Origin of the sequence: Nonomuraea sp. ATR24 (genome assembly GCF_041950485.1) — a bacterium.
GTDB lineage: Bacteria > Actinomycetota > Actinomycetes > Streptosporangiales > Streptosporangiaceae > Nonomuraea > Nonomuraea ceibae.
The window spans coordinates 39,266-65,792 of sequence record NZ_JBGNUU010000035.1 but is presented as its reverse complement, the minus strand read 5'-3'; the positions used below and the strand labels follow the sequence as shown (position 1 = coordinate 65,792).

The 26,527-nt window shown below is 70.1% G+C and carries 28 protein-coding genes and 1 pseudogene; 12 read left to right on the top strand and 17 right to left on the bottom strand.

Features of this window, described 5'->3' with window-relative positions:
• Nucleotides 1–123: 123 nt before the first annotated feature.
• The 4 genes from pflA to ACBI99_RS44110 form a co-directional block, all read right to left on the bottom strand.
• Complete coding sequence (gene pflA / locus ACBI99_RS44125; RefSeq protein WP_375075216.1) at nt 124–726, bottom strand: pyruvate formate-lyase-activating protein; 603 nt, start codon at nt 724–726, stop codon at nt 124–126.
• A gap of 10 nt (nt 727–736) precedes the next feature.
• Nucleotides 737–2,983 (bottom strand): formate C-acetyltransferase, encoded by a 2,247-nt coding sequence (gene pflB, locus ACBI99_RS44120; RefSeq protein WP_375075215.1) that lies wholly within the window; start codon nt 2,981–2,983, stop codon nt 737–739.
• Nucleotides 2,984–3,083: 100 nt separating this feature from the next.
• On the bottom strand, nt 3,084–4,124 hold the full coding sequence (locus tag ACBI99_RS44115; RefSeq protein ID WP_375075214.1) for a zinc-dependent alcohol dehydrogenase family protein: 1,041 nt from the start codon (nt 4,122–4,124) through the stop codon (nt 3,084–3,086).
• Nucleotides 4,125–4,217: 93 nt separating this feature from the next.
• On the bottom strand, nt 4,218–4,901 hold the full coding sequence (locus ACBI99_RS44110; RefSeq protein ID WP_375075213.1) for a CBS domain-containing protein: 684 nt from the start codon (nt 4,899–4,901) through the stop codon (nt 4,218–4,220).
• A gap of 223 nt (nt 4,902–5,124) precedes the next feature.
• Here ACBI99_RS44110 and ACBI99_RS44105 point away from each other — a divergent pair, with 223 nt between their 5' ends.
• From ACBI99_RS44105 to ACBI99_RS44095, 3 genes are read left to right on the top strand one after another with little or no spacing between them, the layout of a single operon-like run.
• Nucleotides 5,125–5,967 (top strand): universal stress protein, encoded by an 843-nt coding sequence (locus ACBI99_RS44105; protein WP_375075212.1) that lies wholly within the window; start codon nt 5,125–5,127, stop codon nt 5,965–5,967.
• Nucleotides 5,964–6,467: an HPP family protein gene (locus tag ACBI99_RS44100; protein ID WP_375075211.1), complete on the top strand. Its 504-nt coding sequence runs from the start codon at nt 5,964–5,966 to the stop codon at nt 6,465–6,467. The genes ACBI99_RS44105 and ACBI99_RS44100 overlap by 4 nt, the downstream gene beginning before the upstream one ends.
• A gap of 1 nt (nt 6,468) precedes the next feature.
• Nucleotides 6,469–6,987 carry a flavodoxin family protein gene (locus tag ACBI99_RS44095; protein ID WP_375075210.1) on the top strand — a complete coding sequence of 173 codons (519 nt, stop codon included), beginning with the start codon at nt 6,469–6,471 and terminating at the stop codon, nt 6,985–6,987.
• A 1,077-nt stretch (nt 6,988–8,064) separates the two neighbouring features.
• Here the strand turns inward: ACBI99_RS44095 and ACBI99_RS44090 are convergent.
• Together ACBI99_RS44090 and ACBI99_RS44085 are read right to left on the bottom strand one after the other, a co-directional pair.
• Entirely contained in the window at nt 8,065–8,919 is an 855-nt protein-coding gene (locus ACBI99_RS44090) for a universal stress protein (protein WP_375075219.1), read from the bottom strand.
• 1,212 nt (nt 8,920–10,131) lie between these two features.
• Nucleotides 10,132–10,680: an RBBP9/YdeN family alpha/beta hydrolase gene (locus ACBI99_RS44085; RefSeq protein WP_375075209.1), complete on the bottom strand. Its 549-nt coding sequence runs from the start codon at nt 10,678–10,680 to the stop codon at nt 10,132–10,134.
• A 123-nt stretch (nt 10,681–10,803) separates the two neighbouring features.
• Between ACBI99_RS44085 and ACBI99_RS44080 the strand changes: the two genes are divergently transcribed.
• Nucleotides 10,804–11,259: an Lrp/AsnC family transcriptional regulator gene (locus ACBI99_RS44080; protein WP_375075208.1), complete on the top strand. Its 456-nt coding sequence runs from the start codon at nt 10,804–10,806 to the stop codon at nt 11,257–11,259.
• Nucleotides 11,260–11,693: 434 nt separating this feature from the next.
• Here the strand turns inward: ACBI99_RS44080 and ACBI99_RS44075 are convergent, their stop codons facing one another.
• Nucleotides 11,694–12,200, bottom strand: a complete 507-nt coding sequence (locus ACBI99_RS44075; protein WP_375075207.1) for a tyrosine-type recombinase/integrase — start codon at nt 12,198–12,200, stop codon at nt 11,694–11,696.
• A gap of 643 nt (nt 12,201–12,843) precedes the next feature.
• On the opposite strand from ACBI99_RS44075, the gene ACBI99_RS44070 reads away from it, so the two are divergent.
• The 6 genes from ACBI99_RS44070 to ACBI99_RS44045 all read left to right on the top strand — a co-directional run bounded on the left by ACBI99_RS44070 (nt 12,844) and on the right by ACBI99_RS44045 (nt 17,162).
• Nucleotides 12,844–13,182: an ArsR/SmtB family transcription factor gene (locus tag ACBI99_RS44070; protein WP_375075206.1), complete on the top strand. Its 339-nt coding sequence runs from the start codon at nt 12,844–12,846 to the stop codon at nt 13,180–13,182.
• A gap of 9 nt (nt 13,183–13,191) precedes the next feature.
• Nucleotides 13,192–14,421 carry a GNAT family N-acetyltransferase gene (locus tag ACBI99_RS44065; protein ID WP_375075205.1) on the top strand — a complete coding sequence of 410 codons (1,230 nt, stop codon included), beginning with the start codon at nt 13,192–13,194 and terminating at the stop codon, nt 14,419–14,421.
• 118 nt (nt 14,422–14,539) lie between these two features.
• Nucleotides 14,540–15,193: an arsenate reductase ArsC gene (locus ACBI99_RS44060; protein ID WP_375075204.1), complete on the top strand. Its 654-nt coding sequence runs from the start codon at nt 14,540–14,542 to the stop codon at nt 15,191–15,193.
• A gap of 88 nt (nt 15,194–15,281) precedes the next feature.
• A complete protein-coding gene (locus ACBI99_RS44055; protein ID WP_375075218.1) occupies nt 15,282–15,662 on the top strand; it encodes an ArsR/SmtB family transcription factor in 381 nt (126 codons plus the stop codon).
• A complete protein-coding gene (arsB, locus tag ACBI99_RS44050) occupies nt 15,662–16,756 on the top strand; it encodes an ACR3 family arsenite efflux transporter (protein ID WP_375075203.1) in 1,095 nt (364 codons plus the stop codon). The genes ACBI99_RS44055 and arsB overlap by 1 nt, the downstream gene beginning before the upstream one ends.
• Nucleotides 16,749–17,162 (top strand): arsenate reductase ArsC, encoded by a 414-nt coding sequence (locus tag ACBI99_RS44045; protein WP_375075202.1) that lies wholly within the window; start codon nt 16,749–16,751, stop codon nt 17,160–17,162. Before arsB ends, ACBI99_RS44045 begins: the two co-directional genes overlap by 8 nt.
• Before the next feature lie 58 nt (nt 17,163–17,220).
• Here the strand turns inward: ACBI99_RS44045 and ACBI99_RS44040 are convergent, their stop codons facing one another.
• The gene (locus ACBI99_RS44040) at nt 17,221–18,201 is read right to left on the bottom strand and encodes a hypothetical protein (RefSeq protein WP_375075201.1); all 981 of its coding nucleotides are present in this window, start codon (nt 18,199–18,201) and stop codon (nt 17,221–17,223) included.
• A 66-nt stretch (nt 18,202–18,267) separates the two neighbouring features.
• On the opposite strand from ACBI99_RS44040, the gene ACBI99_RS44035 reads away from it, so the two are divergent.
• Nucleotides 18,268–18,531, top strand: a complete 264-nt coding sequence (locus tag ACBI99_RS44035) for a hypothetical protein (RefSeq protein ID WP_375075200.1) — start codon at nt 18,268–18,270, stop codon at nt 18,529–18,531.
• 35 nt (nt 18,532–18,566) lie between these two features.
• Here ACBI99_RS44035 and ACBI99_RS44030 read toward each other — a convergent pair whose 3' ends face one another.
• The 9 genes and pseudogenes from ACBI99_RS44030 to ACBI99_RS43990 form a co-directional block, all read right to left on the bottom strand.
• On the bottom strand, nt 18,567–19,820 hold the full coding sequence (locus ACBI99_RS44030; protein WP_375075199.1) for a M28 family metallopeptidase: 1,254 nt from the start codon (nt 19,818–19,820) through the stop codon (nt 18,567–18,569).
• Nucleotides 19,817–20,077: a hypothetical protein gene (locus ACBI99_RS44025; RefSeq protein WP_375075198.1), complete on the bottom strand. Its 261-nt coding sequence runs from the start codon at nt 20,075–20,077 to the stop codon at nt 19,817–19,819. Before ACBI99_RS44025 ends, ACBI99_RS44030 begins: the two co-directional genes overlap by 4 nt.
• A gap of 151 nt (nt 20,078–20,228) precedes the next feature.
• Nucleotides 20,229–21,286: pseudogene (locus ACBI99_RS44020) on the bottom strand (ArsO family NAD(P)H-dependent flavin-containing monooxygenase).
• Nucleotides 21,283–21,666 (bottom strand): ArsR/SmtB family transcription factor, encoded by a 384-nt coding sequence (locus ACBI99_RS44015; protein WP_375075197.1) that lies wholly within the window; start codon nt 21,664–21,666, stop codon nt 21,283–21,285. The pseudogene ACBI99_RS44020 and the gene ACBI99_RS44015 overlap by 4 nt, the downstream one beginning before the upstream one ends.
• Before the next feature lie 11 nt (nt 21,667–21,677).
• Complete coding sequence (locus ACBI99_RS44010; RefSeq protein ID WP_375075196.1) at nt 21,678–22,934, bottom strand: MFS transporter; 1,257 nt, start codon at nt 22,932–22,934, stop codon at nt 21,678–21,680.
• Entirely contained in the window at nt 22,931–23,194 is a 264-nt protein-coding gene (locus tag ACBI99_RS44005; protein WP_375075195.1) for a hypothetical protein, read from the bottom strand. The genes ACBI99_RS44010 and ACBI99_RS44005 overlap by 4 nt, the downstream gene beginning before the upstream one ends.
• Nucleotides 23,195–23,208: 14 nt before the next feature.
• Nucleotides 23,209–24,624: an FAD-dependent oxidoreductase gene (locus ACBI99_RS44000; RefSeq protein WP_375075194.1), complete on the bottom strand. Its 1,416-nt coding sequence runs from the start codon at nt 24,622–24,624 to the stop codon at nt 23,209–23,211.
• A 25-nt stretch (nt 24,625–24,649) separates the two neighbouring features.
• On the bottom strand, nt 24,650–24,829 hold the full coding sequence (locus ACBI99_RS43995) for a hypothetical protein (protein WP_375075193.1): 180 nt from the start codon (nt 24,827–24,829) through the stop codon (nt 24,650–24,652).
• Between the two features lie 231 nt (nt 24,830–25,060).
• A complete protein-coding gene (locus ACBI99_RS43990) occupies nt 25,061–25,393 on the bottom strand; it encodes an ArsR/SmtB family transcription factor (RefSeq protein ID WP_375075192.1) in 333 nt (110 codons plus the stop codon).
• A 65-nt stretch (nt 25,394–25,458) separates the two neighbouring features.
• On the opposite strand from ACBI99_RS43990, the gene ACBI99_RS43985 reads away from it, so the two are divergent.
• Complete coding sequence (locus ACBI99_RS43985) at nt 25,459–26,526, top strand: flavin-containing monooxygenase (RefSeq protein WP_375075191.1); 1,068 nt, start codon at nt 25,459–25,461, stop codon at nt 26,524–26,526.
• Nucleotide 26,527 lies beyond the last annotated feature (1 nt).

Sequence of the window (26,527 nt, the reverse complement as noted above, 5' to 3'; positions counted from 1 at the left end):
TCGAGGGCTGGTACAACCTGCACCGCCTGCACAGCAGCCTGGGCTACCGTAGCCCCGCCGACTACGAGGCAGTCGCAGCGGCCTGACCACCACAACGATGGTGTCCGTCGGAGCGGAGCAAGCTCAGCGGTGGAAGGGCAGGACATCGACCCGCTCGACGTTGCCCAGGCCGGCCACGAAGCGCGCCAGGCCGTCCACGTTCTCGGGTGCGTCGGTGAGCCCGGGGACAAGCACGAACCGTATCCACGTCGGGCGGCCGAGCTCCGCCAGCCGGTGAGCGAAGCGCAGCGTTGGTGCGACCGGCCCGCCGGTGACCCGCCTGTAGGTGGCCGGGTCGTAGGACTTGATGTCGAGCAGGACCAGATCGGTGTCGGCCAGCATGGAATCGGTGGCGCGCACGCCGAGGAGGCCGGAGGTGTCCAGCGCGGTGTGCAGGCCGCCGGCGTGGCAGCGGCTCAGCAGCTCGGCGGTGAAGCCGGGCTGGAGCAGCGGTTCACCGCCGCTGACCGTCACCCCACCGCCGGCTACCGAGATGAAGCGCCCGTACTTGCCGATCTCATCCATGAGCTCGTTGACCGTGACCTGGCGGCCGTCACGCATCCGCCAGGTCTCGGGGTTCTGGCAGTACTGGCAGCGCAATGGACAGCCCGCGGTGAACACGACGAAGCGGGTGCCGGGGCCGTCCACGCCGACTGACAGGTCCCAGGAGCTGACGGAACCGTTCATCTCTGACCGGTCACAGCGAGCCGTGGAAGGTGCGGTTGATGACGTCGCGCTGCTGGTCGGGGGTGAGGCGGACGAAGTTGACCGCGTAGCCGGAGACGCGGATGGTCAGCTGCGGGTAGCGGTCGGGGTGGTCCATGGCGTCCAGCAGGACCGCGCGGCTGAGCACATTGACGTTCATGTGGAAGCCGCCTGCGTCGAAGTACCCGTCGAGCACGCCGACCAGGTTGTCCACGCGTTCGACCGGTGTGCGGCCGAGGCTGTCCGGGGTGGCGGTGTTGGTCAGCGAGATGCCGTCGAGGGCCTGGTCATAGGGGACCTTGGCAACCGACAGGGCAGAGGCGATCATGCCGTGGCGGTCGCGGCCGTTCATCGGATTGGCTCCGGGCGCGAACGGCTCGCCGGTGCGGCGGCCGTCGGGGGTGTTGCCGGTGTGCCTGCCGTACACGACGTTGGAGGTGATGGTGAGCACGGACTGAGTGTGTTCGGCGTCCCGGTACGCGGGGTGCTTGCGAATCTTGGCCATGAACGAGCGGACCAGGTCGACGGCGATGGCGTCGGCGCGGTCGTCGTTGTTGCCGTAGGCCGGATAGGCGCCCTCGACTTCGTAGTCGACGGCGAGGCCGGTGGCGTCGCGGATCACCCTGACGCGGGCGTGCTTGATGGCCGACAGGCTGTCGGCGGCGACGGACAGCCCGGCGATGCCGCAGGCCAAGGTGCGCTTGACCGGGTAGTCGTGCAGCGCCATCTCGATACGCTCGTAGGCGTACTTGTCGTGCATGTAGTGAATGATGTTGAGGGCGTTGACGTAGGTGCGCGCCAGCCAGTCCATCATCCGGTCGAAGGCGGCGGTGACCTGCTCGTAGTCGAGGACCTCGCCGGTCACCGGCGGATGGATGGGGCCGACCTGCGCGCCGGTGATCTCGTCGCGGCCGCCGTTGATCGCGTACAGGAGCGTCTTGGCCAGGTTGACGCGGGCACCGAAGAACTGCATCTGCTTGCCGACCGGGGCGGCCGACACGCAGCAGGCGATGGCGGTGTCGTCGCCGGTGCGGGGCCGCATCAGCTCGTCGCTCTCGTACTGCAGGGCGCTGGTCTCGATCGACAGTGCGGCGCAGAACCGTTTGAACGGCTCGGGCAGCCGCCTCGACCAGAACACGGTCAGGTTGGGTTCGGGCGCTGGGCCGAGGTTCCGCAGCGTCTGCAGATAGCGGAAGCTCGTCCGGGTGACCAGGGGACGTCCGTCCTGCCCGAGGCCGCCGATCGACTCGGTCACCCAGGTGGGGTCGCCGGAGAAGAGCTGGTCGTACTCCGGGGTGCGCAGGAAGCGGACGATGCGCAGCTTGATGACGAAATCGTCGACGAGTTCCTGCGCCCGCTCCTCGCTGATCCAGCCCTCGGCGAGGTCTCGTTCCAGGTAGATGTCTACGAACGTGGAGGTGCGGCCGAGCGACATGGCGGCGCCGTTCTGCTCCTTGACGGCGGCCAGGTAGGCGAAGTACAGCCACTGGATCGCCTCGTGCGCGGTGGCAGCCGGGCGGGAGATGTCGTGGCCGTAGGCGGCTGCCATCTGCTTCAGTTCGTCAAGGGCGCGGATCTGCTCAGCCAGCTCTTCCCGGTCGCGGATCACCGCGTCGGTGGCGTCCGAGTCGTCCAGCGAATGCAGCTCCGCCCGCTTGGCCTCGATCAGGCGGTCCACACCGTGGAGCGCGACGCGCCGGTAGTCGCCGATGATGCGGCCGCGGCCGTATGCGTCCGGCAGGCCGGTGATCAGGCCCGCCTTGCGAGCGCGCAGGATCTCGGGAGTGTAGGCGTCGAACACGCCGTCGTTGTGAGTCTTCCGGTACTTGCTGAAGATTTCCTTCACCACCGGATCGAGCTTGTACCCGTAGGCGGCCAGCCCGGACTCGACCATGCGCAACCCGCCGGCGGGCATGATGGCACGCTTCAGCGGCGCGTCGGTCTGCAGCCCCACGATCAGCTCACGGTCGGGGTCGATGTACCCGGGGCGGTGAGCTGTGATGGAGGACGGGGTGGCCGTGTCGACGTCGTGGACGCCTCGCCGCCGCTCCTCGGGGAAAAGCGCCGTCATCCTCGCCCACACGGCTCGCGTCCGTTGGGTGGGGCCGGACAGAAAGCTTTCGTCGCCGGTGTACGGCGTGACGTTGGCCTGGATGAAGGCGCGGACGTCCACCTGGTTCCGCCAGGCAGTGCCGTGAAAGCCGCGCCATGCCCCGAACTCGATCGCCGTGGTCGCCATCGTTCCCCCTTCGGATCGGATGTCCGCCTCCACTCTGCTCGGACGAGGGCCCGCTCGCCGCGGCCCAAAGGCATCCGCGAGCGGGACCAAGGTCCTGCCGTCATCTGCGCGACAGGACGACCTTGAGCGCTCCGGTCGACCGCGGGTCGGAGAACGTCTCGTAGGCCGCGGGCATCTCGTCCAGGGCGAAGCGGTGGGTGATGAACCGAGTGGGATCCAGCCGTCCGGCGGCGATCATGTCCAGCAGCGCCGGGGTCGAGTAGGTGTCTACCAGGCCGGTGGTGATGGTCACGTTGCGGATCCACAGATCCTCGAGGTGCAGCGTCGCAGGCGCGCCGTGGACGCCGACGTTGGCGACGTGGCCGCCGGGGCGCACCAGGCGGGTGCACAGCTCGAACGTCTCCGGGATGCCGACGGCCTCGATGGCGACGTCCGCGCCCAGGCCGTGGGTCAGCTCGCTGACCGCGGCGGCCGCGTCGTCACCGGCCCCGACGAGCAGGTCGGCGCCCAGTTGCTTGGCCGCCTCCAGCCGTGCGGGGGCGGGGTCGACGGCGACGATGTGACCGGGCGTGAACAATTGCGCGGTGGTGATCGCCGCCAGGCCGATCGGGCCGGCGCCGACGACGACGACCGTGCTGCCCGGTTGGACGTGGCCGTTGAGCACGCCCACCTCGTATGCGGTGGGCAGGATGTCGGCGAGCATCAGCGCCGCCTCGTCCGTGACGCCGTCGGGCAGCAGATGGGTGGAGGTGTCGGCGAACGGCACCCGGACATACTCGGCCTGGGTCCCGTCGACGCGGTGGCCCAGGATCCAGCCGCCGCCACCCAGGCACTGACCGTACATGCCGGTGCGGCAGTAACGGCAGCGCCCGCAGGCCGAGATGCACGACACCAGCACGCGGTCACCCTGCTTGACCGTGCCGACGGCCGCGCCGGTCGCCACGACCGTGCCGACTGCCTCGTGCCCGAGGATGGTGCCCGGCCGCACCGCGGGCACATCGCCCTTGAGGATGTGCAGGTCGGTGCCGCAGATGGTGACCGCGTCCACCCTCACGACCGCATCGGTCGGCTCGACGAGTTGCGGGTCGGGAGCCTCCTTCCAGACATGTTGTCCAGGCCCCTGGTAGATCAGCGCTTTCATGGCGCCTCCTCGGTGTTCTCGCTCGTGGTCTCGTCTCCACGCTTGTCCAGCACATGGTCGGCGGCCAGGGTCAAAGGTCCCGCCGTGGGGAGGTCAGGTGTCGTCCTCGTCCCACAGCAGCTCGTTCAGGACGTCCACGACCCCGTTGACCCGCCTGCTCGAGGTGGCGAGCAGCACGGTGTCGGTCCGCGTCCTGGCCCGCCCGCTCAGGATCACGACACCTCGTGTCACGCTGATCCGCACTCCGGAGGTGTCCAACGTGGCGGCGTGATCGAGGATGTCCCGCCGGATCTCGCGAGCGATCTCCTCATCCCGGCGGATGAGCACCTTGACCAGGTCATGCCGGCTGACCGCCCCGGCCAGGCGCCCTTGCTCGTCGACGACCGGCAGGCTCCGCACGCCGTGTTCGTCCAGCAGCCTCATCGCGTAGACGGCCGCGACCTGCCCGCGCACGGTGACAGCAGGGGCCGTCATGATCCCCGCCGCGGTGTCCGCGCAGGCCTTCGCCCTGCCCCGGCCACGGCCGGGCGACAGATACCGGCGCAGGCGTGCACGTAGCGAGGGCCGGTAACCCTCGCGCCGGAACTGCTCCTTGTACTCCTCCTTCGGCAGCAGATCCGTCTCGGAGACGACACCGATCACCCGGTGCTCGCCGTCGACCACAGGGACGGCACCCACCCCGTGTTCGACGAGGATCTCAGCCACCTCCTTGAACGGCGTGTCGACGCCGACCGACGGCGTTGGCGTGGTCATGACGTCGCTGACTGTCATGCGCATGACGACCTCCTGTGCTGGGGTTCCACTCTCATGACAGCTCCAGGAGCCACCGCGGAGGCAGAGCCTTTGGTCCTTGCCCGGGGAGCCGGACGGCCAGGTGATGTGTGCCGTCTTCCTGATCGGGACCAATGGCGGCGGCTTCCGGGACTTCCTCCTCCGGTGCCGCGTCGCCGCCGCGGCGAGGCTGGCGGCAAGAGATCCCCCAGCATGAAGGAGCTGTGCGATGACCGGTCAGATCGTGGTCGGTGTGGACGGGTCCGCACCGGCGACCGCGGCGGTGGAATGGGCCGCCGCCGACGCTCAGCGGCGCCGGCTGGACCTACGGATCGTGCACGTGTGCGAGCAATGGCCCTACGCCGAAGGCGCCGAGTACTGCACAGGCACGCTGGAGGCCGCCGCCGATCGGGCGCGCGCTCTGGGCAGCGGCGTCAAGGTGACCACCGAACTGCTGCCCGGACATGCGGTCGATCAGTTGATCGCCGAGTCCGCGTCGGCCGACAGCCTGGTGCTGGGCAGCCGCGGCCTTGGCGGGTTCACCCGGCTGCTGGTCGGCTCGGTGAGTATCGCCGTGGCGGGGCACGCCGCCGGTCCGGTCGTCGTCGTCCGCGCCCCGCGCGTGGTCGAGCACGGCAGGGTCGTGGTCGGCTACGACGGCTCGGAGCACTCGCGCGCCGCCATGGAGTACGCCCTCGGGCAGGCGCGGGCCCGCCGGGCGCAGCTGCACGTGGTCACGTCCTGGCAGGCGCCGACCTTCTTCTCCCCGTACGCCGTCTCCTACAACAGCCTGATCGAGCAGGCGATGAAGGAGGAGAGACGGGCGGCGCGCGAACGTGTCACCCCGTGGCGGCTCGGCAATCCCGACGTGGTCATCACCGACGAACAGTCACACTCTCACCCGGTCGCCGCTCTGATCCACGCGGCGGAGTCGGCCGACCTGCTGGTGGTGGGATCGCGCGGGCGGGGCGGCTTCGCCTCGGCGGTGCTCGGCTCGGTCAGCCACGGCGTGCTGCACCACGTGACCTGTCCGGTCGCCGTGGTCCGGCACCGCGCGGGGGAGGAGTCATGAGCGTCGAGTCGATGACGGCGGGGCAGGTGATGAGCCGCATCCTGGTGGCCGTCAAACCGGCGGAGTCGCCGCTGATCGCCTGGGAACTGATGCGCCGGGCCGGCGTGCATCACCTGCCGGTCGTCGACGGGCGACAGGTCCTGGGCATCCTGACCCGCGAGAAGCTGGCCGCGTCCTGGTCCGGCGGACCGCAGGAGCAGTCCACCCGTTCGGTGCGCGAATTGCTGGACAAGGGGCGCAGGCCATGGGTAGGCCCGGACGCGCCGCTGGTACGGGTCGCGGCCGTCATGCTCGACGCCGGCGCCGATGCCGTGCCCGTCCTGACCGGCGACGGCCTGATCGGTTTGATCACCGCCCGCGACGTGGTGTCCGCGGTCGCCGGCCGCACCGAAACCACGGACGAGCCGGGCGATGTACTGACCGGCATGTTCCATCTCGAACCGGTCCTGCCGTCGCGAGACGTACCGGTTCCGCCGACACGGAGCTGGAGGGAGGCGTGACATGGACGCACTCGTGGTCTACGAGTCCATGTTCGGCAACACCCGGAAGATCGCTGAGGCGGTGGCGGAGGGACTGGCCACCCGGATGCGGGCCGAGGTGACGGAGGTCGGCACCGCGCCCTCCCACGTGGGACCGGAAATCGCGCTGCTCGTGGTGGGCGGGCCGACGCACGCCTTTTCCATGAGCCGCGCCTCCACCCGCCGGTCGGCAGCCGAGCAGGCGGCCGGGCCACTGGTCTCCCAGGGGAGGGGCGTGCGGGAATGGCTGGCCGCGCTGAGCACGTCGTCGGCCGCCCTCGGCTCGGCTGCTTTCGACACCCGCGTCGCCAAGCCTCGCCTTCCGGGCTCGGCCGCGCAGGCGGTGGCCCGGCGGCTGCGGCGTCTCGGCATCAGGTCCGTCGCTCCGGTGCAGAGCTTCTACGTCACCGGTACGCAGGGTCCTCTGGTGGAGGGCGAGCTAGATCGAGCCAGGCGATGGGGGGAGAGCCTGGCCGCGTCGTTCCCCGTGCCCGCTCCTTGACCAGCACTCAGGCGCCCGGCGGTCCACACCGCCGGGCGCCTTGTCATATGCGGCGGGCATCGGGTGAGGGGTGCAGGATCCGGTCGAGGCGGGCGGCGGCGTCAGCAGGTCACCGGCGTCGAGTGGCTGGGTGCCAAGGAAGTGGCACAGCGGCAGCAGATACAGGGTCGCCCGCCGCAGGACGAACACGTTCGCCATGCCGATGTTCGGCACGTCGCAGGGCGGGGCCGTCGTTTTGCCCATTCGCCAGCCCTCGCGAGGGCACCGGCACGAGAGAGGTTCTGGACGATGTCGAGCTTCTGCTTCGTGCCCATGTTCGTGTCACTCGCTGTCCGCCCCGAACCGCGCCACAAGCACGCTTCGCCGTCACAAATGCTGCCGACCTCCCTCGACTGGGTGACGCCTGCACTGGAGGAACTTGCGCTGTCCGGGGCCCACCCAAGGCGTGGGCGACGCTCAGTGCAGCGCTCCCCGCCCTGCTCCCGCGGGCCGGGGAACCGCCGATCGCTGGCCTGACCGATCTCCCCGTGAGTTGGCCGCCAGGATTCGGGACACCATATGCGGCGCGCTTTCGCGTCAGATTGACTGTGCGGTGGTGACGGTAGCTGGCGGCTTGAGGTGTGCTGACGCATGGCAGACAGCGAGTTGCACGCCGTGGTGTTATCCAAGGACGAGAGGCGGACGCTGACGGGCTGGCTGGCGGCGCCCGACGGCTCATGGGCTGGCGTTATGGGCGCGGAACGATCACCTTGCCCACTTCCTGCCGCGCACCTTCGCCCGACATGTTCGTCATCGGATGGACGTGCCCGCTGTCCTGTGCACGATCGGCAGTAGAACTGGTCACCGTGCACCACTCGGCAGGAATGCTGTCGCCTGGGCTGAGTTCGCCGACGTTGCTTGCTGGGCAGTTGCGGGGGCGACAGTCCTTGCCGTTAAGGACGCCATGTGCGGTGCTGTCCTCGCTGTGGTGTGACCCGGTTCCCAAAGACTCGTGGCCGCGGCTACTGCCCGGCCTGCTCGTAGCCGGCCAGGCAAGGCCGGTTCCATCAAGGCGCCCGCCGCTGGTGGCGGTGGCGATCAAGGTCGTACAACGACGACTGGCACGCGTGAATGATGGAGCACCGCATGGGCCGTACCGCCCTGACCGAAAAGGGCTGAAGCTCCACTGCGCCCTCCGATGACAAGGATGTCGGCATCGGCCGAAGTCTCGATCAGCACCTGGGCTGCATGTCCGTGCACGACGTGTGGGACGACAACGACATCCGGAAACTGCTCGCGCCAACCTGCCACGGCCTCATTGAGGCGGAGGGCCTCTTCCTGATTCATCTCGTCCACGTCATAGACAATGGGCTGCAGGTCCCCCAGCCATCTCGTAACGGGGTGAACCCAGGTGTGAACCATTCGCAAGGTGGCATTGCGCAGCACCGCCTCACGAAAGGCGAAATCCAGAAGAGATTCCTGCCCAGGCTTTCCGCTGATCCCGACGACGATCTCACCGCGATCGCCGGTGTGCTGCTCACGAACGACAGCGACAGGACATGGCGCTCTGGCCGCCACCTCACGGCTCACCGAGCCCAGCAGCAGTTCGGCGAACCCGCCACGGCCACGGCTTCCCACAACCAGAAGCTGCGCCTCCTCAGCCGCGCCGACCAGCATATCGGCCGTTCGGCCGAAGATGATATCGGCAGTTACTCGGAGATCCGGCTTGTTCGCCCTGACATGATCGGTTGCGTGGCTGAGCATCTCCCTGGCCGCCACCTCGGCCTCCGCGCCCCAGGTTCGCGGCTGAGGCACCAGAGGCACGTCGTAGCTCCACTCGGACACCACGTGGAGCATCCGCAGTGAGGTGCCCCGGATCGCTGACTCTCGTGCAGCCCATATCGCGGCCCGCAACGAGGGTGCTGATCCGTCCATACCAACGATGATGGGCATTGTCATGGCATCCGCCTCACAGTTGGGATTCGCACGGCAACCTCCCGCACGGGGCCCGTCTGCCCCCTGTCAGGTTAGGTGCAGAGCGAGGGACACAAGTGAAGCCCTACATACATCATCCTCATCATTGAAAATCCTTGGCCATGCCGTGATCCGCGGACGTCTATCAGGCCGCCGGGCTTGCCGGTGCCTTCGGCCAGCGTGACTCCGCTCTCCTCAAGCTTGCGACACGGGTGGCACACGGTGTGCGGCGGTAGGAAGTGCGCTCAGATCGCCGGTCACCTTTCCGGTGCCGGGCAGATCCAGGACGTCCGGGAGCCTGCTGCTTCGCTGGGCCACGACTTCGCAGAAACGCGCTTCGGCACCTCCGCGCGAATCTACGAACGAAAGCGGTTCATATCAGAACGGCGGCCCACAATTTCCCCGGCAGCAAATGGCTGTCAGCGCCAGTGGGGTCGCGCGATGGCGGCGCGGAGCGCGGCGTCCACCACGTGAAGAACTGCTACGACCTTGAGCCGTTGTGGGCGGGCATCCGTGACACTCAGGAGGAGAGCCACCGCTGGGCGATCCCGAACGAGGTCCGACGGTGCCTGCAGTTTAAGCAGCCAGTTCCCCGCCGTGCTGAGCAGCGTGGACGGGTGACGAGGCGAGAAGTGGATGGAGGCCGGGCCTGATGAGCTCACGGCCGGTCGCGCGTTCTGGCGCGGGCGCACCCGGCCCAGAGCGGGACGCCTGCACCATCCGGCCTCACCGTCCACGATAGGGCCAGTTCCGTGCCGTGGACGGCGCGTTCCGTCAAGGCCGCTCACGGCCTATGCGGCAGGCCGCGAGAAGGAGATGTGATGGACTACGGTCTTCCTTACCCTCCTCAACCACAACATCGGGAGCGCTCGTGGCCGATTCGCGCCCCCGGCACCGGTTCCCCGCCCGCCCCACGCATCTTCACCCAGCGCGTACGGATGATGCCTGGCATCGAGCGAGAGCCGTACACGCCGTCTGGCGGCGTGCTGCGGGGTGTTCGCATGGAGGCCGAGGGCAGGCTGCGGCCTTCACCACCAGGCCAATCGAGCTCTATATCGCTCTGGTCCAGGACCACCATGGCTGGCATCGAGGCCGCGGGGCACGGCCAGAGCCTGCCATCTTTCTCCCGCGAGAGAGCGCGGCGTAACGCGAGGGCGCTTCAGATGCTGATGCATCCCTTGTGGTGGTCACTCATTGCAGGGTCAGCGAGTCCAGGAGTTCACGGCCATCCCGCCACGAGCCCAGGCCGCTGGCGGAGTTGAGGTGTCCGCGCGCGCCCGCCAGATGCCACTGCGCATCCCACCGCCTCGCGAAGCCGGCGCCCGCCTGGGGGGTGCAGTACGGGTCGTCGGCGCTGCCCACCACCAGGGCCGGGCACGGCAACGGCCGTGCCGACACCTCCATGAACGTGGCGGCTGCCCGGCGAGGAAAGGCCGGCCCGTGCGGGTCGGGGGGCGCGACCAGGAATGCGCCGCCGATCGGACTTGAGGGATTGCTGTTCAGCCAGGTGGACGCCGCCCAGCAACCCAGGCTATGGGCGACCAGCACCACGCGGCTGTCTTGCCGGCGAGCATAGTCATAAGCCTTTTGGACAGCCTTGACCCAGTCGTCCAGATTGGGAGCCGACCACGAGGCCGGGGAGATCCGCACCGCCGAGGTGCCCCACTGCCGCTCCCACGAGGTCTGCCAGTGCTGTCGGTCTGAACCCTCGATACCCGGGATGACGACGTATGCGACCACTGCCCACCACCATTCCACTCGTCGCTCCCTGCCATCCTGGGAGCGCCTGGTGCAGATTCTGTTGAATCCATCAGGACAGCGACGGTCTCACGAGCGATCTCAAGGAGAATGGTGCTGACAACGATGGAATCACTCGACCGCATAGACCAGGACATCCTCGCCCTGCTCCAGGCTGACGGCCGACTGAGCGGCGCGGAGGTGGGGCGCCGGGTCGGGCTCTCGCAGCCCGCGGCCAGCGCGCGCATCCAACGATTGGAGAAAAGTGGTGTCATCACCGGCTACCGGGCCGTGGTCGACCCGGTAGCCCTCGGGTTGAACATCCACGCGGTCATCCGGCTCCGCACCACACACGCCCGGCTCGCACGCGCCCTGGACTTCGCCTCGCAGACCCCCGAGATCGTCTCCAGCCTCAGGGTTACGGGGGAGGACTGCCTCATCTTCCAGGTCTACTGTCCGCAGGCAGGACGACTCGAAAAAGTCGTCGATGCACTTGCCCGATACGGCCCTGTCACCACGTCCCTCGTGCTGCGCGCCTACCCCCACAAGCCGCTGACCGAAGCCACATCAACGACGTCATGACCCTCGACGCCTACACCACCGCTACGAACACCACGTTGGCCTGATTCACGCCGCCGGGCAGGTCTCTAGCTCTCGCTCAGCTCAAGGCGTCTCCTTCATGGCGCCCGCAACGTGCTGGCCAAGGGTCCTCCGGCTGGGTCAGGTCGCCGGTCGTGATTTCGACCTGGTCCGGAATCGCCCGACGCGGGGTTGCGGGTGACGACGCGGACCTTTTCACACTCCTCCAGGAGTTGGCGGATGACGTGGGACCCGACTTTCGCTGGCACCGGGGACCAGATCATGGTGGAGATCGGGGGGTGAGCAGCATGCGAACGAAAAGTCGCGTTAGCGGGTCGGGCGGAAGCGGCTTGGCGTGACATTCCGTTCCGGATCGGGGCGTCCGAAGGATCACGGCGCTACGATGCGTCCAAGCCAATACCTCGGAACAGCCCGGATCAGTGTCGGCGCCGGGGCGGAGCAAGGTGCTCGGTGACGGCGGCGATGGCCTCTGCTCCAGGCTTGACGTAGCGCATGGCGGTGCGGGGGTTCTTGTGCCGGGTCTTGCCCATGATGAGCTGCAGCGGGACCTCGGCCTCGCCGAGGTGGGTGGCGGCGCTGTGGCGTAGCTGGTGCAGGTCGAGGCCGGCGTATTTGTCCAGCAGGACGCGGGCGCGGTCGTAGCCGAGGCGGGCGCGGCCGGTGTGCGGGCAGATGTCGCCGGCCGCCGGTTGGCGGGCGGGGACGGGGCGGCGTTCGGTCAGGAACAGCGGGCCGTGCGTACGCGTGGTGCCGTCCGGGAGTCGGAGGAGGCGGGGCAGCAGGTGGGCGGTGCCGCTGTCCCAGTACACCCATTCGATCGCGCCGCCCTTGGACCGGACCGGCGCCCGCCGATGCTCCAGGTCCAGGTCCTCGACGTTGAGCGCCAGGACCTCTGCAGCCCGGGCCGCCGTTTCATAGAGCATCCGCCACAGGGTCTTTTCGCGCAGCGGGATGTCGCGGCGTGACAGCAGTCGGTGGATGGTGGTCTTGGCGACCGCGCGGGTCTTGTCGACGTTCTCCTTGCGGCGTTCGGCATCGGCCGGGACCGAGGGGGCGGCCCAGTGCTTCTTGGTCTGGCACCAGAGCAGCCAGGAGGTGACGGCGGCGCGGTTGCGGTTCCAGGTCGCCGGCGCGCATCGGCCCCATAGTTCGGTGAGCGCGACGCCGATCTCGGTTTCTGTGACTCCGGCGAGCGGCCGGTCGCGGCCGAGCAGAGTAGTGACGCGGTCGATGGCCGAGGCGTAGGCGCGGTGGGTGTTGGGGTTGGCCGTGCGCGGGGTGGCGAGGAAGGCGTCGGCGGCCGCGGCGAGCGTGACGTGCCCGCCGCGGAGGGGCGGTGATCTTCGGGGCGGCGCTCATGCCGCCCGCCGTGCGACGCCTTCGGCGATGTACCGGATAACGTGCCGGAGTCGCGCACCGTCCCGGTGGAGGGTTGTCCTGGTCGCAGCGCCGTCATGATCGCTTATGTACGTGATAATCGATCATTATCACGTACATCAAGTTCTCTCCGGAGAGGGACGCGTCGAGCTTCCGCATTCCTGTTTAATCGAATATCGTCGATGGACGATGATGAACGAGAACAAGGGGCCCTTGCCGCGCGCGGAGGCCGAAGAGTACGCCAGCTGGTTCAAGGCTCTGGCCGACGCCACCCGCATCCAGCTCGTGTCGCTGCTGGCCCGGCGGCGCGCACCGATGAGCGTCGGTGAGATCGTGACCGCCTCCGGCGTCGGTCAGTCCACCGTCTCCCACCACCTGAAGATCCTGGCCGAGGTGCGGTTCGTGCTCGTCGAGAAGCGGGGCACCTCCAGCCTGTACCGGATCAACGAGAACTGTGTGAGCTGCTTCCCCACCGCTGCGGACGTGGTGATGGGCAACCCCGTGCCGGCCGCGCCGGTCTGCGACTGAGGAGATCTCATGGCCCACGACGGGATCGTCGGCCACTACTCCGCCCTGGCTCGCACCGCGCTGACCGGGCAGCGCATCACCGACTGCGACCCCGCCGCCTTCACCGACGGCGGCTTCGGCCCGGCCAGCTACCACGACACCACGGCGCTACCCGACGGGGCGGTCCGGGCCAGCCTGGGGTGCGGCAACCCCGTCGCCGTCGCCGAACTCCGCGCCGGGGAGACGGTCCTCGACCTCGGCTCCGGTGGCGGCATCGACGTACTGCTGTCGGCCCGCCGGGTCGGCCCACACGGCACCGTCTTCGGTCTGGACGCCAGCCCGGCCATGGTGGAGCTGGCCCGCCGCAACGCCGAGCAGGCGGGCACGGTCAACGCGCGGTTCCTGCACGGCACGATCGAGGCGATCCCGCTGCCCGGCCACGCGGTTGACGTGGTCATCTCCAACTGCGTGATCAACTTGTCCGATGACAAGGCGGCCGTGCTGGCCGAGGCGTTTCGGGTGCTGCGGCCCGGCGGCCGGTTCGGCGTCAGCGACGTCGTCACCACGCAGGCGCTCGACGAGCAGGCGCGGCAGCGGGCCGAGCAGCGCATCGGCTGCGCAGCCGGATCACTCACCGTGCAGGAGTACCGGGGCCTGCTGGCCGCGGCCGGATTCGTCCAGATCGCCATCACGTTGAGTGCCGATCACGGCGACGGGGTGCACTCGGCCATCGTCCAGGCCGTCAAGCCCGCCATCGGGCCCGGCCTGGAGATCCGGCCGATGCGCGAGAGCGACGCCGAGCAGGTGCTGGCCATTTATCAGGCCGGGCTGGAGACCGGCCAGGCCAGCTTCGAGACCACCGCGCCCAGTTGGGAGGGCTTCACCGCGAGCCGGTTGCCGCACCTGCGGTACGTCGCCGTGGATGGTGACTCCGGCGAGGTGCTCGGCTGGGTGGCGGCCTCGGCGGTGTCGTCCCGTCCGGTGTATGCGGGCGTGGTCGAGCACAGCATCTACGTCCACCCCGGCTGCCAGGCCCACGGCATCGGCCGGGCGCTGCTGTCGGCGTTCATCGCCGCCGCCGAGGACGCCGGCGTGTGGACGATCCAGTCGGGCGTCTTCCCCGACAATGCCGCCAGCTTGTCCCTGCACCAGGCGCTCGGCTTCCGGGTGGTGGGCACGCGCGAGCGCATCGGGCGCCACCACGGCGTCTGGCGTGACGTGATGCTGATCGAACGCCGCAGCACCGCGGTCGGCGCCTGAGCGACCGCGAGGGCTGCTGTTGGCCCGCCGTTCACTCGCACGACATCGACGGCTGTCAATATCGAGCTGTATCGATATCGACAGCCGCCGATATGAGCGACGCCCGCCGGAGACCTTCATGGACAGCACCTACCGCCACGTTGATCTGACCGTCGATCAGCAGCATGCGCTGCTCACCGCAGCCCGCACCCTCGCCACCGAGTTCGCCGGCACCTTCGGCACCGAGACCATCGAGCGGTTCCTGCACACCAGCTACGACCAGTTCGCCGGCCGGGCCGTCATCGCCAACTACCTGCCGCTGCTGGCCGAGCGGTTCGCCCGCCAGCGGCTGCGCGCGCTGGCCCGCGTCGAGGGCAAGGATGCCAGCGGCGTGCCGATCGTGCTGTTCTTGTGCGTGCACAACGCCGGCCGCTCGCAGATGGCACTCGGCTTCTTCACCCACCTGGCCGGGAGGCGCGCGCTCGGCTGGTCCGGCGGCACCGAGCCGGGAGAGCTGATCAACCCGGCCGTCGTGGAGGTGATGCACGAGCGCGGCATCGACATCACCGGCGAGTTCCCCAAGCCGTGGACCAGCGAGATCGTCCAGGCCGCCGACGTGGTGGTCACCATGGGCTGCGGCGACGCCTGCCCGGTCTACCCGGGCAGGCGCTACCTGGACTGGGGCCTGGACGACCCGGAAGGTAAGACGTCGGAGCAGATCCGCCCGATCCCCGACGACATCGAGCGCCGGGTCCGCGCCCTGCTGGCCGACCTCGGCGTCCCGGCCGGCTGAGAGCAGGCTCACGTACCCGGCAGGCAGAGGCGCATGTCAATATAGACGTACACCTATTTCGATGAATGTCTATACGGAAGGGCCGTGGATGGAACTGCTGGAGATCTTGGAGTGCAGCCCGCCACTGACCCGCGAGCCGCTGGACGCCGGGCAGGCGGCCGGGGTGGCGCGCGTGTTCAAGGCGCTGGGCGACCCGGTACGGCTGCGCATCCTGTCGATCGTGGCCAGCCGCGCCGGCGGCGAGGTGTGCGTGTGCGACATCACCGACGCCTTCGAGCTGTCCCAGCCCACCATCAGCCACCACCTGAAGGTGCTCAAGGAGGTCGGGCTGCTGACCTCCGAGCGGCGCGCCTCCTGGGTGTACTACCGGCTGGTGCCCGAGACGCTGGGCGAGCTGTCGGCGCTGCTCACCCTGCCCACCAGCGGGCCCGCCAGCCTGCCGGCCGCTGCGGCGGCGGTGTCGCGGTGATGTCGGCTCAGCCCGCACAGGCCACCGCGCCGCCGACCGGCGTGATCGGCGCTCTGTCGGTACTGGATCGGTTCCTGCCGGTGTGGATCATCGCGGCCATGGGCGCCGGGCTGCTGCTCGGGCGTCTGGTGCCCGGCCTGGATGTCGCGCTGGACGCCGTCAAGATCGGGGAGATCTCGCTGCCGATCGGGCTCGGCCTGCTGCTGATGATGTACCCGGTGCTGGCCAAGGTCCGCTACGACCGGCTCGGCACCGTCACCGGCGACCGCCGCCTGCTGATCTCCTCGCTGGTGCTCAACTGGGTGCTCGGCCCGGCCCTGATGTTCGCCCTGGCCTGGGCCCTGCTGCCGGACCTGCCCGAGTACCGCACCGGCCTGATCATCGTCGGGCTGGCCCGATGCATCGCCATGGTGCTCATCTGGAACGACCTGGCCTGCGGCAACCGCGAGGCCGCCGCCGTCCTGGTCGCGCTCAACTCCATCTTTCAGGTGATCGCCTTCGGCGCGCTGGGCTGGTTCTACCTACAGGTGCTGCCCGGCTGCCTCGGCCTGCCGCAGTCCGCGCTCGACATCTCGGCCTGGGACATCGCCTTCTACGTGCTGGTCTTCCTCGGCATCCCGCTGCTCGCGGGCTACGCCTCGCGCAAGCTCGGCGAACGCGCCAAGGGCAGGGCCTGGTACGAGCAGCGCTTCCTGCCGCGCGTCGGCCCGGTCGCGCTGTACGGGCTGCTGTTCACCATCGTCATCCTGTTCGCCCTCCAAGGCCACACCATCACCTCCCAGCCGGCGGACGTGGCCCGCATCGCGCTGCCGCTGCTGGCCTACTTCGCGCTCATGTGGGGCGGCGGCTTCGCGGCCGGCCGGGCGATCGGCCTGCCGTATGACAAGACGACCACGCTCGCCTTCACCGCCGCCGGCAACAACTTCGAGCTGGCCATCGCGGTCGCGGTCGGCGTCTTCGGCGTCACCTCCGGCCAGGCCCTGGCGGGCGTGGTCGGCCCGCTCATCGAGGTCCCCGTCCTGGTCGCCCTGGTCTACGTCAGCCTGGCCGGCCGCCGCCTGTTCCGCGCCACAGAGGAGCCCACCCGTGCCTGAGAGCGCCGAGACCACCACCGGTAAGCCGTCGGTCCTGTTCGTCTGCGTGCACAACGCCGGCCGGTCCCAGATGGCCGCCGGCTGGCTCACCCACCTGGCCGCAGGCCGCGTCGAGGTCCGCTCCGCCGGGTCGGCCCCGGCCGATCAGGTCAACCCCGTCGCCATCGAGGCGATGCGCGAGGTGGGCATCGACATCGCCGCCCAGCCGAAGGTCCTCACCGTCGACGTGGTCAAGGCCAGCGACGTGGTCATCACCATGGGCTGCGGCGACGCCTGCCCGATCTTCCCGGGCAAGCGGTATGAGGACTGGAAGCTCGACGACCCCGCCGGGCAGGACATCGAGGCCGTCCGCAAGATCCGTGACGACATCCGTGCCCGGATCGAGAGGCTGATCACGCAGCTGTAGCCGCATCAGGCCAGGGGCGGCGCGTGGCGTCTGGTCCCGCGCCGCCGGATGGATGCCGTCAGGTGATGCCTCGGGCGATCTCCCCGACCACCTCACGCCCCGTCGGGGCAACCGCCTCCTGCATCACAAGCAGCAGATCCATCTCAAGGTTCGGGTTGCGCCGCGCCACCTCGGCAGCCAGTTCCTTGAGGTAGTCCCGCGCCGCAACCCGGGCGATCTCCTGCATGAAGACCAGCAGATCCACCTCCAGCTTCGGATGGCGGCGCACCAGGTCAGCCGCCAGTTCGGCGACGGTTTGCCGCGCCACCTGGGCCGCGGCCTGTTCCATCTGCATCTGAAGCGTCAGTGACAACTGCGAGAACCTCGCCGCACTCGCAGAAGCAGGCGCGGCGCCGGCCGGGGAGCGTTGAAGGTCGGCCAGTTGGTCACTCAGCCTGCTCAGCTTGTCCTGCTGAGCCTGGACGGTTTCGCGGAGCTCGGTGACGAGCTCGCGCAGCTCGGCCATCTGACCGCGCGGTGGCGCGGTGCGTACTCCGCCCTCGTCCAAGAACGCCTGCTGCCAGGCGCGTTCCCAGGCCGCGAGGTCTGGTGCCGCAACGCCTAGGTGAGTCACCAGCGCCAGGGTGACGGCCTTGCTGGCCAGACGTTCCCCCCGCAGCATCTTGCCTGCGGTCTCGCGTGCCACCGGCACAGGATCGTGCCTGGTGCGGCTCGCCACTTGCCGCATCGACAGTCCCGAACCGGCGAGTAGCAGGCTCAGTGCTTGAGCGAGCTGTTGAAGGGTCTGCACCTGTCCGGGATCGGCCAGTGGCCGGTCAGGCTTGGCTAAGGCGCCGGCCGATGCGGCATCCTTCACGAGCGTACGCTCCTTGACCTCGTCGGCGGCGCCGACGTCCGCCCGGGGATCACAGCGTAGACGCCCCTGGCCCAAACGGCCCCGAATGGCCGCCGATCCGGGGCCGGCCCGCCCGAGGCGGCCCCGGACGATCGGCCTTGGCATCACTTCGGTCTGCGCCTGGCCCCTGATCTGGCTGGTCACCCTCGGTTGCCGCTGTGCTGGGAGCAGCTGTACCGCTGCGGGCCGCCTGACGGCGTGCTCGCCTTCATGAGAAAGAACGTCATGCAGATTCTCGACCTGCTCACCAGCATCCTGCAGGTGGCCTCCGCCGCGGCCGGTCTGTACGCCGCCATCACACTGGCGCGCCGCCAGCTTGCCCGTCGCGTAGAAGGCGAGCCCGCCGAGCCGCCTGTCGTGACGCTGCCGGCGACGACGCCCCCGTCCACCCAGCCTTCGTCCGTCCCGCAGCGGACGCCAGGAGTGCCGGTGGAGGCGTCGCCCTCACCGCCGGAGGCCGACGCGCGTTCATGACGATCCCGCTCTCACCATGGCGCGGCGCACGCCCGTCACGGTGCTGAGGCGGCCGAGGGCGCCAGGTGCCACACGGTGGCCACCAGCAACCGGGCTGCTGCCGGCAGGGTGTCCGCCTGGACGCGGTTGGGGGTTTCGGCGGGGGTCTGGTAGCCGGGCATGCCCATGCCGATGCCGATCGCGGCCAGGCCGGCGGCGGCGTAGCGGCGGTTGTCGGAGGCCATCGCACCGGCCCGCAAGGGCACGCCGGTCAGGCGGGCGGCCTGGTCCAGGGTGGCGAGCAGGGCGTGGGCGGGTCCGCCCGCTTCGACGGCGGCGGCCTGGTGCAGGTGCGCGGCGCCGTCGAGGTTGATCACGAGCGTGTCCGGCGGCAGGGTGGGGGCGTGGTGGGCCGAGCCCCATGCGCCCGCCTCCTCTGCGTCCAGGAAGGCCACCATCAGCTCCAGCGCCCCGGGCGGCGGAGCGGCGGCCAGCACGCGGGCGGCCTCCAGGACCGCGGCCACTCCGGAGGCGTTGTCCGCTGCCGCGGGCAGGCGCCGGTCGGGGTCGTCGCCGACGCCGTCGTAGTGCGCGCTCAGCAGAACCCGTACCCGGCTCGCATCGCCCTGAGCAGGGTGGGGGAAGCGGGCGTGGACGTTGTGGCCGCGAGTGGTGATCTGTCGCAGCGGCATCGAGCCGGTCACCTGGACCGGGCCGTCGGCCAGGGCTTCGGCCAGATGGGCGTGGACCTCGGTGTGCAGGGCGATGACGGGCACCTGCCGGGTTGGCGGTCCGGCGATCATTTTGGGCATCCAGCCCTCGGCATCGGCGCCGCGCACGGTCAGCACCCCGGCGGCGCCGTGGGCCTCGGCTCGCTCGCACGCCTGCGCCCAGTTGCCGGCTTCGGCCAGCACCCACCGGTCGCGCAGGTCGGCGTCGGAGTGATGGGCCAGTGGCGCGGAGTTCGGGTGCGGCAGGTCGGCGGAGGCGAGGTGTTCGACGAAGTCGCGGCGGTGCTCCAGGCGCTGCGCCTGCCCGCCGGTGCTCCATTCGAGGACGGGCGTGGCGTACAGTTCGCGGACGTTCGCCACGTCGAAGCCAGACAGGTCTGTTGCGGCGCCCAGCTCGCCGAGCCGCTCGGCGAGCCAGGTGGCGGCGGCCAGGCCGCCGGGCGTACCTACCCGCCGCCCGGTGTAGCGGTCGTCGGCCAGTTCACGCACCGTGGACTGCATCCGCTGCGCCGACACTGCTTCGAGCAGGGTCGCCAGGCCGGCCGCGGGCCGCTCCGTGCCTGGGAGCGTGGAGCTCATCCGCAGCATCCGGCGGACGTGGCGTCCGTGGCGTTCTTGGCCTGGGCGGCGGGGGCCGGGGCCTGGCCGCAGCAGCTGGCCTGTGCGGCCTCCTGCGCCGCGGCCGGACTGCCGCAGCAGCCCGTGGCCGCGGCCGCCTGATCCGCATCACTCGCGCCGGTAGCGGCGGCGGCTCCGCAACAGCCTCCGTCGGCAGCCGGGGCGAATGCCTCCGCCAGGTCGCCGGTGAAGCCGCCGCTGGTCTGATTCGTCATCATGGTCTCCTTCGCTGGCGTGGACAGCAGTGGCCGCCACCCAGACGCTTAGATGGATGTCTAATCAAGAGATACGATCTCACGTTATTTCGATGTGCGTCAAGATAGACGTAAATCGAATCAGTGAGATGGCGACATGCCTCAGTGCGGCGTCCTACAACTGGGTGGTGAGCTCACCGGCAAGTTGCCGGGCCGTGCGGGCCGAGCCGACGAGGGTGGCCGAGGCGGGGCCGGTCCAGTCGCCGTAGCCGAGCAGGTGAAGGCGCGGCTCGGCCAGGACGCGGGTGCCGCCGGTGGGGATCGCGCCGCCGGGGCCGCGCAGACGCAGCGGGGCCAGGTGGGCCAAGGCGGGCCGGAATCCCGTGCACCACACGATCGCGTCGAAGGCCGCAGTGCTGCCGTCGGCCCACGCCACTCCGCCAGGGGTGATGCGGGAGAACATGGGCTCTGCCTTGAGCACGCCCCGGTCGCGGGCCTCGCGTACGGGCGCGACGGCCACGATGTCGCCCAGGTCCCCGATACCGTCGGCCTCAACCCCTGCCAGGGCGGCCCGATGGCGGCGGGTGGCCAGGTCGAACAGGGCGCGGCCGTCCACTTCGTCGGGAAGCAACCGGGGCGGGCGCAGTGTTGCCCAGGTGGTCTGGGCGACCTGGGAGAGCTCGGCCAGGATCTGCGCGGCGGAGTTCCCGCCGCCCACGACCAGCACCCGGCGGCCGTGGAAGAAGTTGGGGCCGCGGTAGCCGGCGGTGTGCAGTTGCTCGCCGCGGAGTCGCGGATGCCGGGGTAGTGCGGCACGTACGGGCGCCACCAGGTTCCGGTGGCGCTGACGACGATGCGGGCGTGCCAGGTTCCGGTGCTGCTGTCCACGGCGAGGCGGTCAGCCACGCGTCGCACGGCCCGCACCGGAGCGGGGCGGATGATCGGCAGCCGGTAGCGCTGCTCGTAGTCGGTGAGGTAGGCGACGACATGGGTGGCGTCTGGATAGCCGCCGTCGGCCGGGATCGGCATCATCCGGCCGGGCAGCGAGCTGTACTGCGCGGGCGAGAAGAGCCGCAGCGACGGCCAGGCATGCTGCCAGGCGCCACCGGGGGCCTCTTGCGCGTCCAGGATGACGAAGTCGACGCCTGCCCGCCGCAGGTAGTACCCGACCGCCAGCCCGGCCTGCCCGGCGCCGATGACCACGACATCGGCCAGGCGTGCCGCGCCGGTCATACGGTGATGAGCTCCACGTCCACCGGGCGGCCCGCTGGAGCGGGTGCGGCGAGCGGGGCGAAAAGGGCGCCGAGCTTGTTCACCACTTCGGGGATGATCCGGTAGTAGACCCAGGTGCCGCGCCGCTCGCCGTCGATGAGCCCGGCGGTGCGCAGCACCTTGAGGTGGTGGCTGATGGTGGGGGCGGTCAGGTCGAAGGAGTCGGTCAGGTCGCACACGCACGCCTCGCCGCCGGCGTGGGAGCCGATCATCGACAGCAGCCGCAGCCGTACGGGGTCGGCGACGGCCTTGAGCAGGGTCGCCAGCTCGGCCGCCTCGGCCTCGGCCAACGGCTCGCGAGCGATCGGCGCGCAGCACTGGATGGTGACGGGGGCGGCCATGACGCGACTCCTTAATTTGATGCCGATCTAAATTGTAGGCGATGGTAGGCGAGCAGCGCGAACGCAGCCACCGAGCACGCGGCGGCCACCGCGCCCATCACCCAGCCGTAGCCGGCGGCCTCGGCGAGCGCGACCGCGCCGAGCGGGGCCAGCGCCTTGTCGGCGACGGAGAAGATGGCGATGCGGCCTGCCAGGCTGGCGTAGGCGGCGGTGCCGTAGCGTCCGACCAGCAGGTGCGGCAGTGTGATCGAGGCGATGCCGAAGCCGAGCCCGAACAGCAGCACCGCGCCGATCGCGCCGGCGACGCTGCGGCCGATCAGCGGCAGGAGGAGGGCGGCCACGCCTTGCAGGGCGAAGATGGCGGCGGCGATGAGGGCGACGGGCAGCCGGGTCTGCAGGCCGGTGGTGATCAGCCGTCCGGTCACCGACAGCACGCCCAGCAGCCCGGCCAGCGTGGCGGCCAGCACGGGCGGGTGGCCGAGGTGGATCAGGTAGGTGATGAGCAGGACCGCCACGGTGGCGACCGCGCCGCCGTTGGCGGTGAAGGCGATCACCAGCAGCCAGAACGGCCGGGCGCGGGTGGCCGCCTTGACGATGGCGGCTCGCTCCTGCGCCGCGGCCGGTGCCTGCGTTCTCGCTGTACGGGCGCGGCGCAGCACGAGGGCATGCACCGGGATCGCCGCCAGCCCGTAGATCAGAGCCAGGACCACCAGTGCCGTACGCCAGCCGTACCGGTCGACCAGCAGCCCGGTCAGCGGCAGGAAGATCGAGGAGGCGAACCCGGCCACGATGGTCAGCGCCAGCAGCCCGTTCGCCCGGCCGCGCTCGTTGCCGGCGAACAGGGAAACGATGACCGCGAACGCCGCCTCGTACAGCACCATGGAGCAGGCGACGCCGACGAGCACAAACACCGTATACAACTGCGGCAGGCTCTCCACCCGCGACCAGGCCAGCACCGCCACGGTGCCCAGCAGCGACCCGGCGGTCATCAGGACGCGCCCGCCGCGGGCGTCTAGCAGGCGGCCGACCCGCGGCGCGCACACCGCGGCGATCAAGACGGACAGGGTGAGCGCCGCGGCGATCTGCGCAGGCGTGGCGTGCAGGTCGCGGGCCATCGGGGCGAGGAAGACGGAGAAGGCGTAGTAGAGCACGCCGTAGCCGATGGTCTGGGTGACGGCCAGCGCGGCGACGACCCGCCAGCCGTATCCGGGACGTGGCGGACCGCCGCCCTGCTGGTGGAGGGCGGCGGTCTCGGTGGGGGAAGTCATGCCGGACAGGCGATCAGCGCTCGGCCCTCGGCCGTGGTCGCCAACCCGCCCGCGCGGGTGTCGGCGATGAAGCCCTGGGCCTGCAGCCGCCAGGCGAGAGTGCCCGCCATCCGGGCGATCGCCTTCGCGTAGCCGGCGTTGGGGCTGGGCCTGCGGGCGGTGACCAGGGCCTCAGCCAGCCGGTGAGCGGGCATCGGCTCGTGGTCGCAGATGAGGCGCAAGGCCTCCTTCTGGGCGGCGGTCGGGTAGCCGTCGGACATCAGCGGTGTTCCTTTCAGCCGCAGCAGCCGCCGCCGGATTCAGTGTTCGCGCCGGCGGTGGCCAGCGGGAGGGGCGTGGACAGCAGGCCGCCGCTGATGCCGGTGGCCAGGCCAACCCGCTGTTCCTGGGCCTCGGCCAGGCCGGAGGAGCACACGCCGGTCTCGGGCAGGTCGAGCTGCACGTCGCGGGCCGCCTCCCAGTCCCCGGCCAGCGCCGCCACGACCGAGCGGGCCTGCTCATACCCGGTGGCCATGAGGAACGTCGGTGCGCGGCCGTAGCTCTTGACGCCGATCGTGTAGAAGCCGGGCTCGGGGTGCGTGAGCTCATCCACGCCATGGGCGGGGACGGTGCCGCAGGAGTGCTGGTTGGGGTCGATCAGCGGGGCCAGGGCGCGGGTGGAGCCGAGCACCGGGTCCAGATCGAGCCTGAGCTCGGCGGCGATGGAGTGGTCGGGGCGGTAGCCGGTGGCGGCCACGATCCGGTCGGCGGTGACGCTCTGCTCGCGGCCGGACGGGTCGCGGCTGACCACCTCGACGCCCTGGCCGGTGGCGTGGACGCGGTGGGTGAAGAAGCCGGTCAGCAGCCGGATGCGGCCGGAGTCCACGTGGGCGCGCAGCCGGGTGCCGAGCGCACCCCGGGCCGGCAGCGCGTCGGCCGCGCCACCGCCGTAGGTGCGGGCGGCGTCACCGGCCCGGATCGCCCAGGTGATCGGCGTGTGCTCCAGTTCGGCCAGCGCGAGCAGCGTGGTGGCGGCCGAGTGCCCGGCACCGGCGACCAGCACCCGCTGGCCCTCGAAGCGGTCGCGGTCCGTGCCGAGCACGTCGGGCAGCGCGTGATCGATCAGGTGGTCGGCGGCGATGCTCTCCTCGCCGTGGGCGGGCAGGCCGCTCGCACCGAGCACGTTCGGGCTGGTGTAGGTGCCGGAGGCGTCGATGATCGCACGGGCCTGCAGTTCGCTGCCGTCCGCCAGCCGGATCAGGAATGGGGCGTCGTCGCGGCCGGCCGTGCGGACCCGGTCGTAGCCGAGGCGGCTGATCGCGCTCACCTTCGCGCCGAGCCGTACCTTGTCGCCCAACAGCTTGGCCAGCGGGGCGAGGTAGTCGTCGATGAGCTCGCCGCCGGTCGGCAGCCAGCCGGGGTCCGGGGCGCTCCAGCCGTCGGCCTCCAGGAGGCGGCGGGCGGCGGCGTCGATGTTGTACTTCCACGGGCTGAACACCCGCACGTGGCCCCACTGCGCGATCGACGCGCCGACCTGCGTTCCGGCCTCCACGACCAGAAAGTCCAGGCCACGTTCGGCCAGATGCGCGGCGGCGGCCAGGCCGGCCGGACCGGCGCCGATCACCACCACGGGCAGCGCGCCGGCGTCGCCCGTGGTGAGGACCTGCTCGGATTCGAGGGAGGCGGTGGTGCCACAGCAGCTGTCGCTCATGGTGATTCCTCTCAGGTTTCGGGTGTCAGCGGAACAGCAGGGTGGCGGCCTGGACGCGGGCGCGCTCCAGGACGGCCTGCGATCGGCACGTGGGGTCGCACACCTCACCGGTGACCTCGTTGCACGTGGGGTCGCACACCTCACCGGTGACCTCGTTGAACGAGATGTGCTGGGCCTGGCGGGACCGGCGGAACAGAGCGCGCATGATGCGCACCTCCTGCTTTGAAAGTCGTCGAAGTAGGCTTGAGTGTGCAACACAATTTAGAGGCTTGTCAAATTAGATGCTTACCTAATCAGCGAATCCAGCGACGGCTCGGGCCGGAAGCTGCTCAGCGCCGCGACGTCGCGGCGCCGGCGATGGCGTCGCGAGTCCAGTCGTGCTCGCGGCGGGGCTGCCCGAGCTGCCGGGCGATCGGCCATGCCCGCCCGTGGATCGCTAGCCACATCCACCGGCAGGCTCTTGCTCCGGGGGAGGGCAGCAGGCGTTGAGGGTGGAATACAGGTCGGTCAGCGCCTTGCCGATCCGGGTGGGGTCGGCGCGGTAGTAGACCGTCTTCCACTCGCGTCGCGAGGTCAGCACGCCGCCGGTGCGCAGGGTCGCCAGGTGGGTGGAGGTGGCCGACTGGGCCAGCGACATGCGCTCGGCCACTTCGCCGACGGTCAGCTCGATGCCGCCGGCGAACAGCATCATGATCTGCTGGCGCGTCTCGCTGGCCATCGCCTTCAGGAAGCCGCGCGCGGCGTCGGTCAACTCGATGTCGCTCGCCATCTCCATAGGATGACTCCACATTTTTCATATTGTCACTTCGAGAATTAAGGATATGATCCGGCGGCATGGACACCATCGTCATCGGCGCCGGCCAGTCCGGCCTGGCCGCCGCCCGAGCCCTGCGCGCCGCCGGCCGCACGCCCGTCATCCTCGAAGCCGGCCCGGCACCCACCGGCTCGTGGAGCAGCTACTACGACAGCCTCACCCTGTTCTCGCCCGCCCGCTACAGCACCATGCCCGGCCATGAATTCCCCGGCGACGGCGACCACTACCCCACCCGCGACGAAGTCGTCACCTACCTGCAGCGCTACGCCGACAGCCTGGACGTCGAGATCCGCACCGGCACCCGCGTCACCGCGGTGGAAGCCGACGGCGCGGGCGGCTTCCTCGTCCACACCGCCGCCGGGGAGACCCTGCGCGCCATGGGCGTGATCGCGGCCAGCGGCTCCTTCGGCAACCCCTACATCCCCGCCCTGCCGGGCCAGGACGGCTACCCTGGGCAAGCCCTGCACGTGGCCGACTACCGCAACCCCAAGCACTACGCCGACCAGCGCGTCGTGGTGGTCGGCGGCGGTAACTCCGCCGTCCAGGTCGCCTACGAGCTGGCCGAGGTGGCCGACGTCACGATCGCCTCCCGGCAGCCGCTGCAGCTCATGCCGCAGATCGTCGGCGGCAAGGACGTGCACTACTGGCACACCACCACTGGCTTCGACCAGCTCCCGCCCGCCTGGCTGGCCCGCGTCGCCAGCGGCACCCTGGTCATGGACACCGGTGACTACGCCGCCGCCCTGGCCGACGGCCGCCTGCAGCGCCGCCCCATGTTCACCGCCTTCGATGGCGAGCACCTCATTTGGGCCGACGACGAGCGCGAGCGCGTCGATGCGGTGATCTACGCGACCGGTTACCTGCCGCATCTGGACTACCTGGCTCCGCTCGGCGCCCTTGACGAGGCGGGGTTGCCCCTGCACACAGGGGGCCTGTCCACCACCCACCTCGGGCTCGGCTACGTCGGCCTGGAGTTCCAGCGTTCCTTCGCCTCCAACACCCTGCGCGGCGTGCACCGCGACGCCGAACACGTGGCGGCGCCGATCGCCGCCTACGCCGGAGGCGTTCTGGCTGCCTACGGCCTGTGAC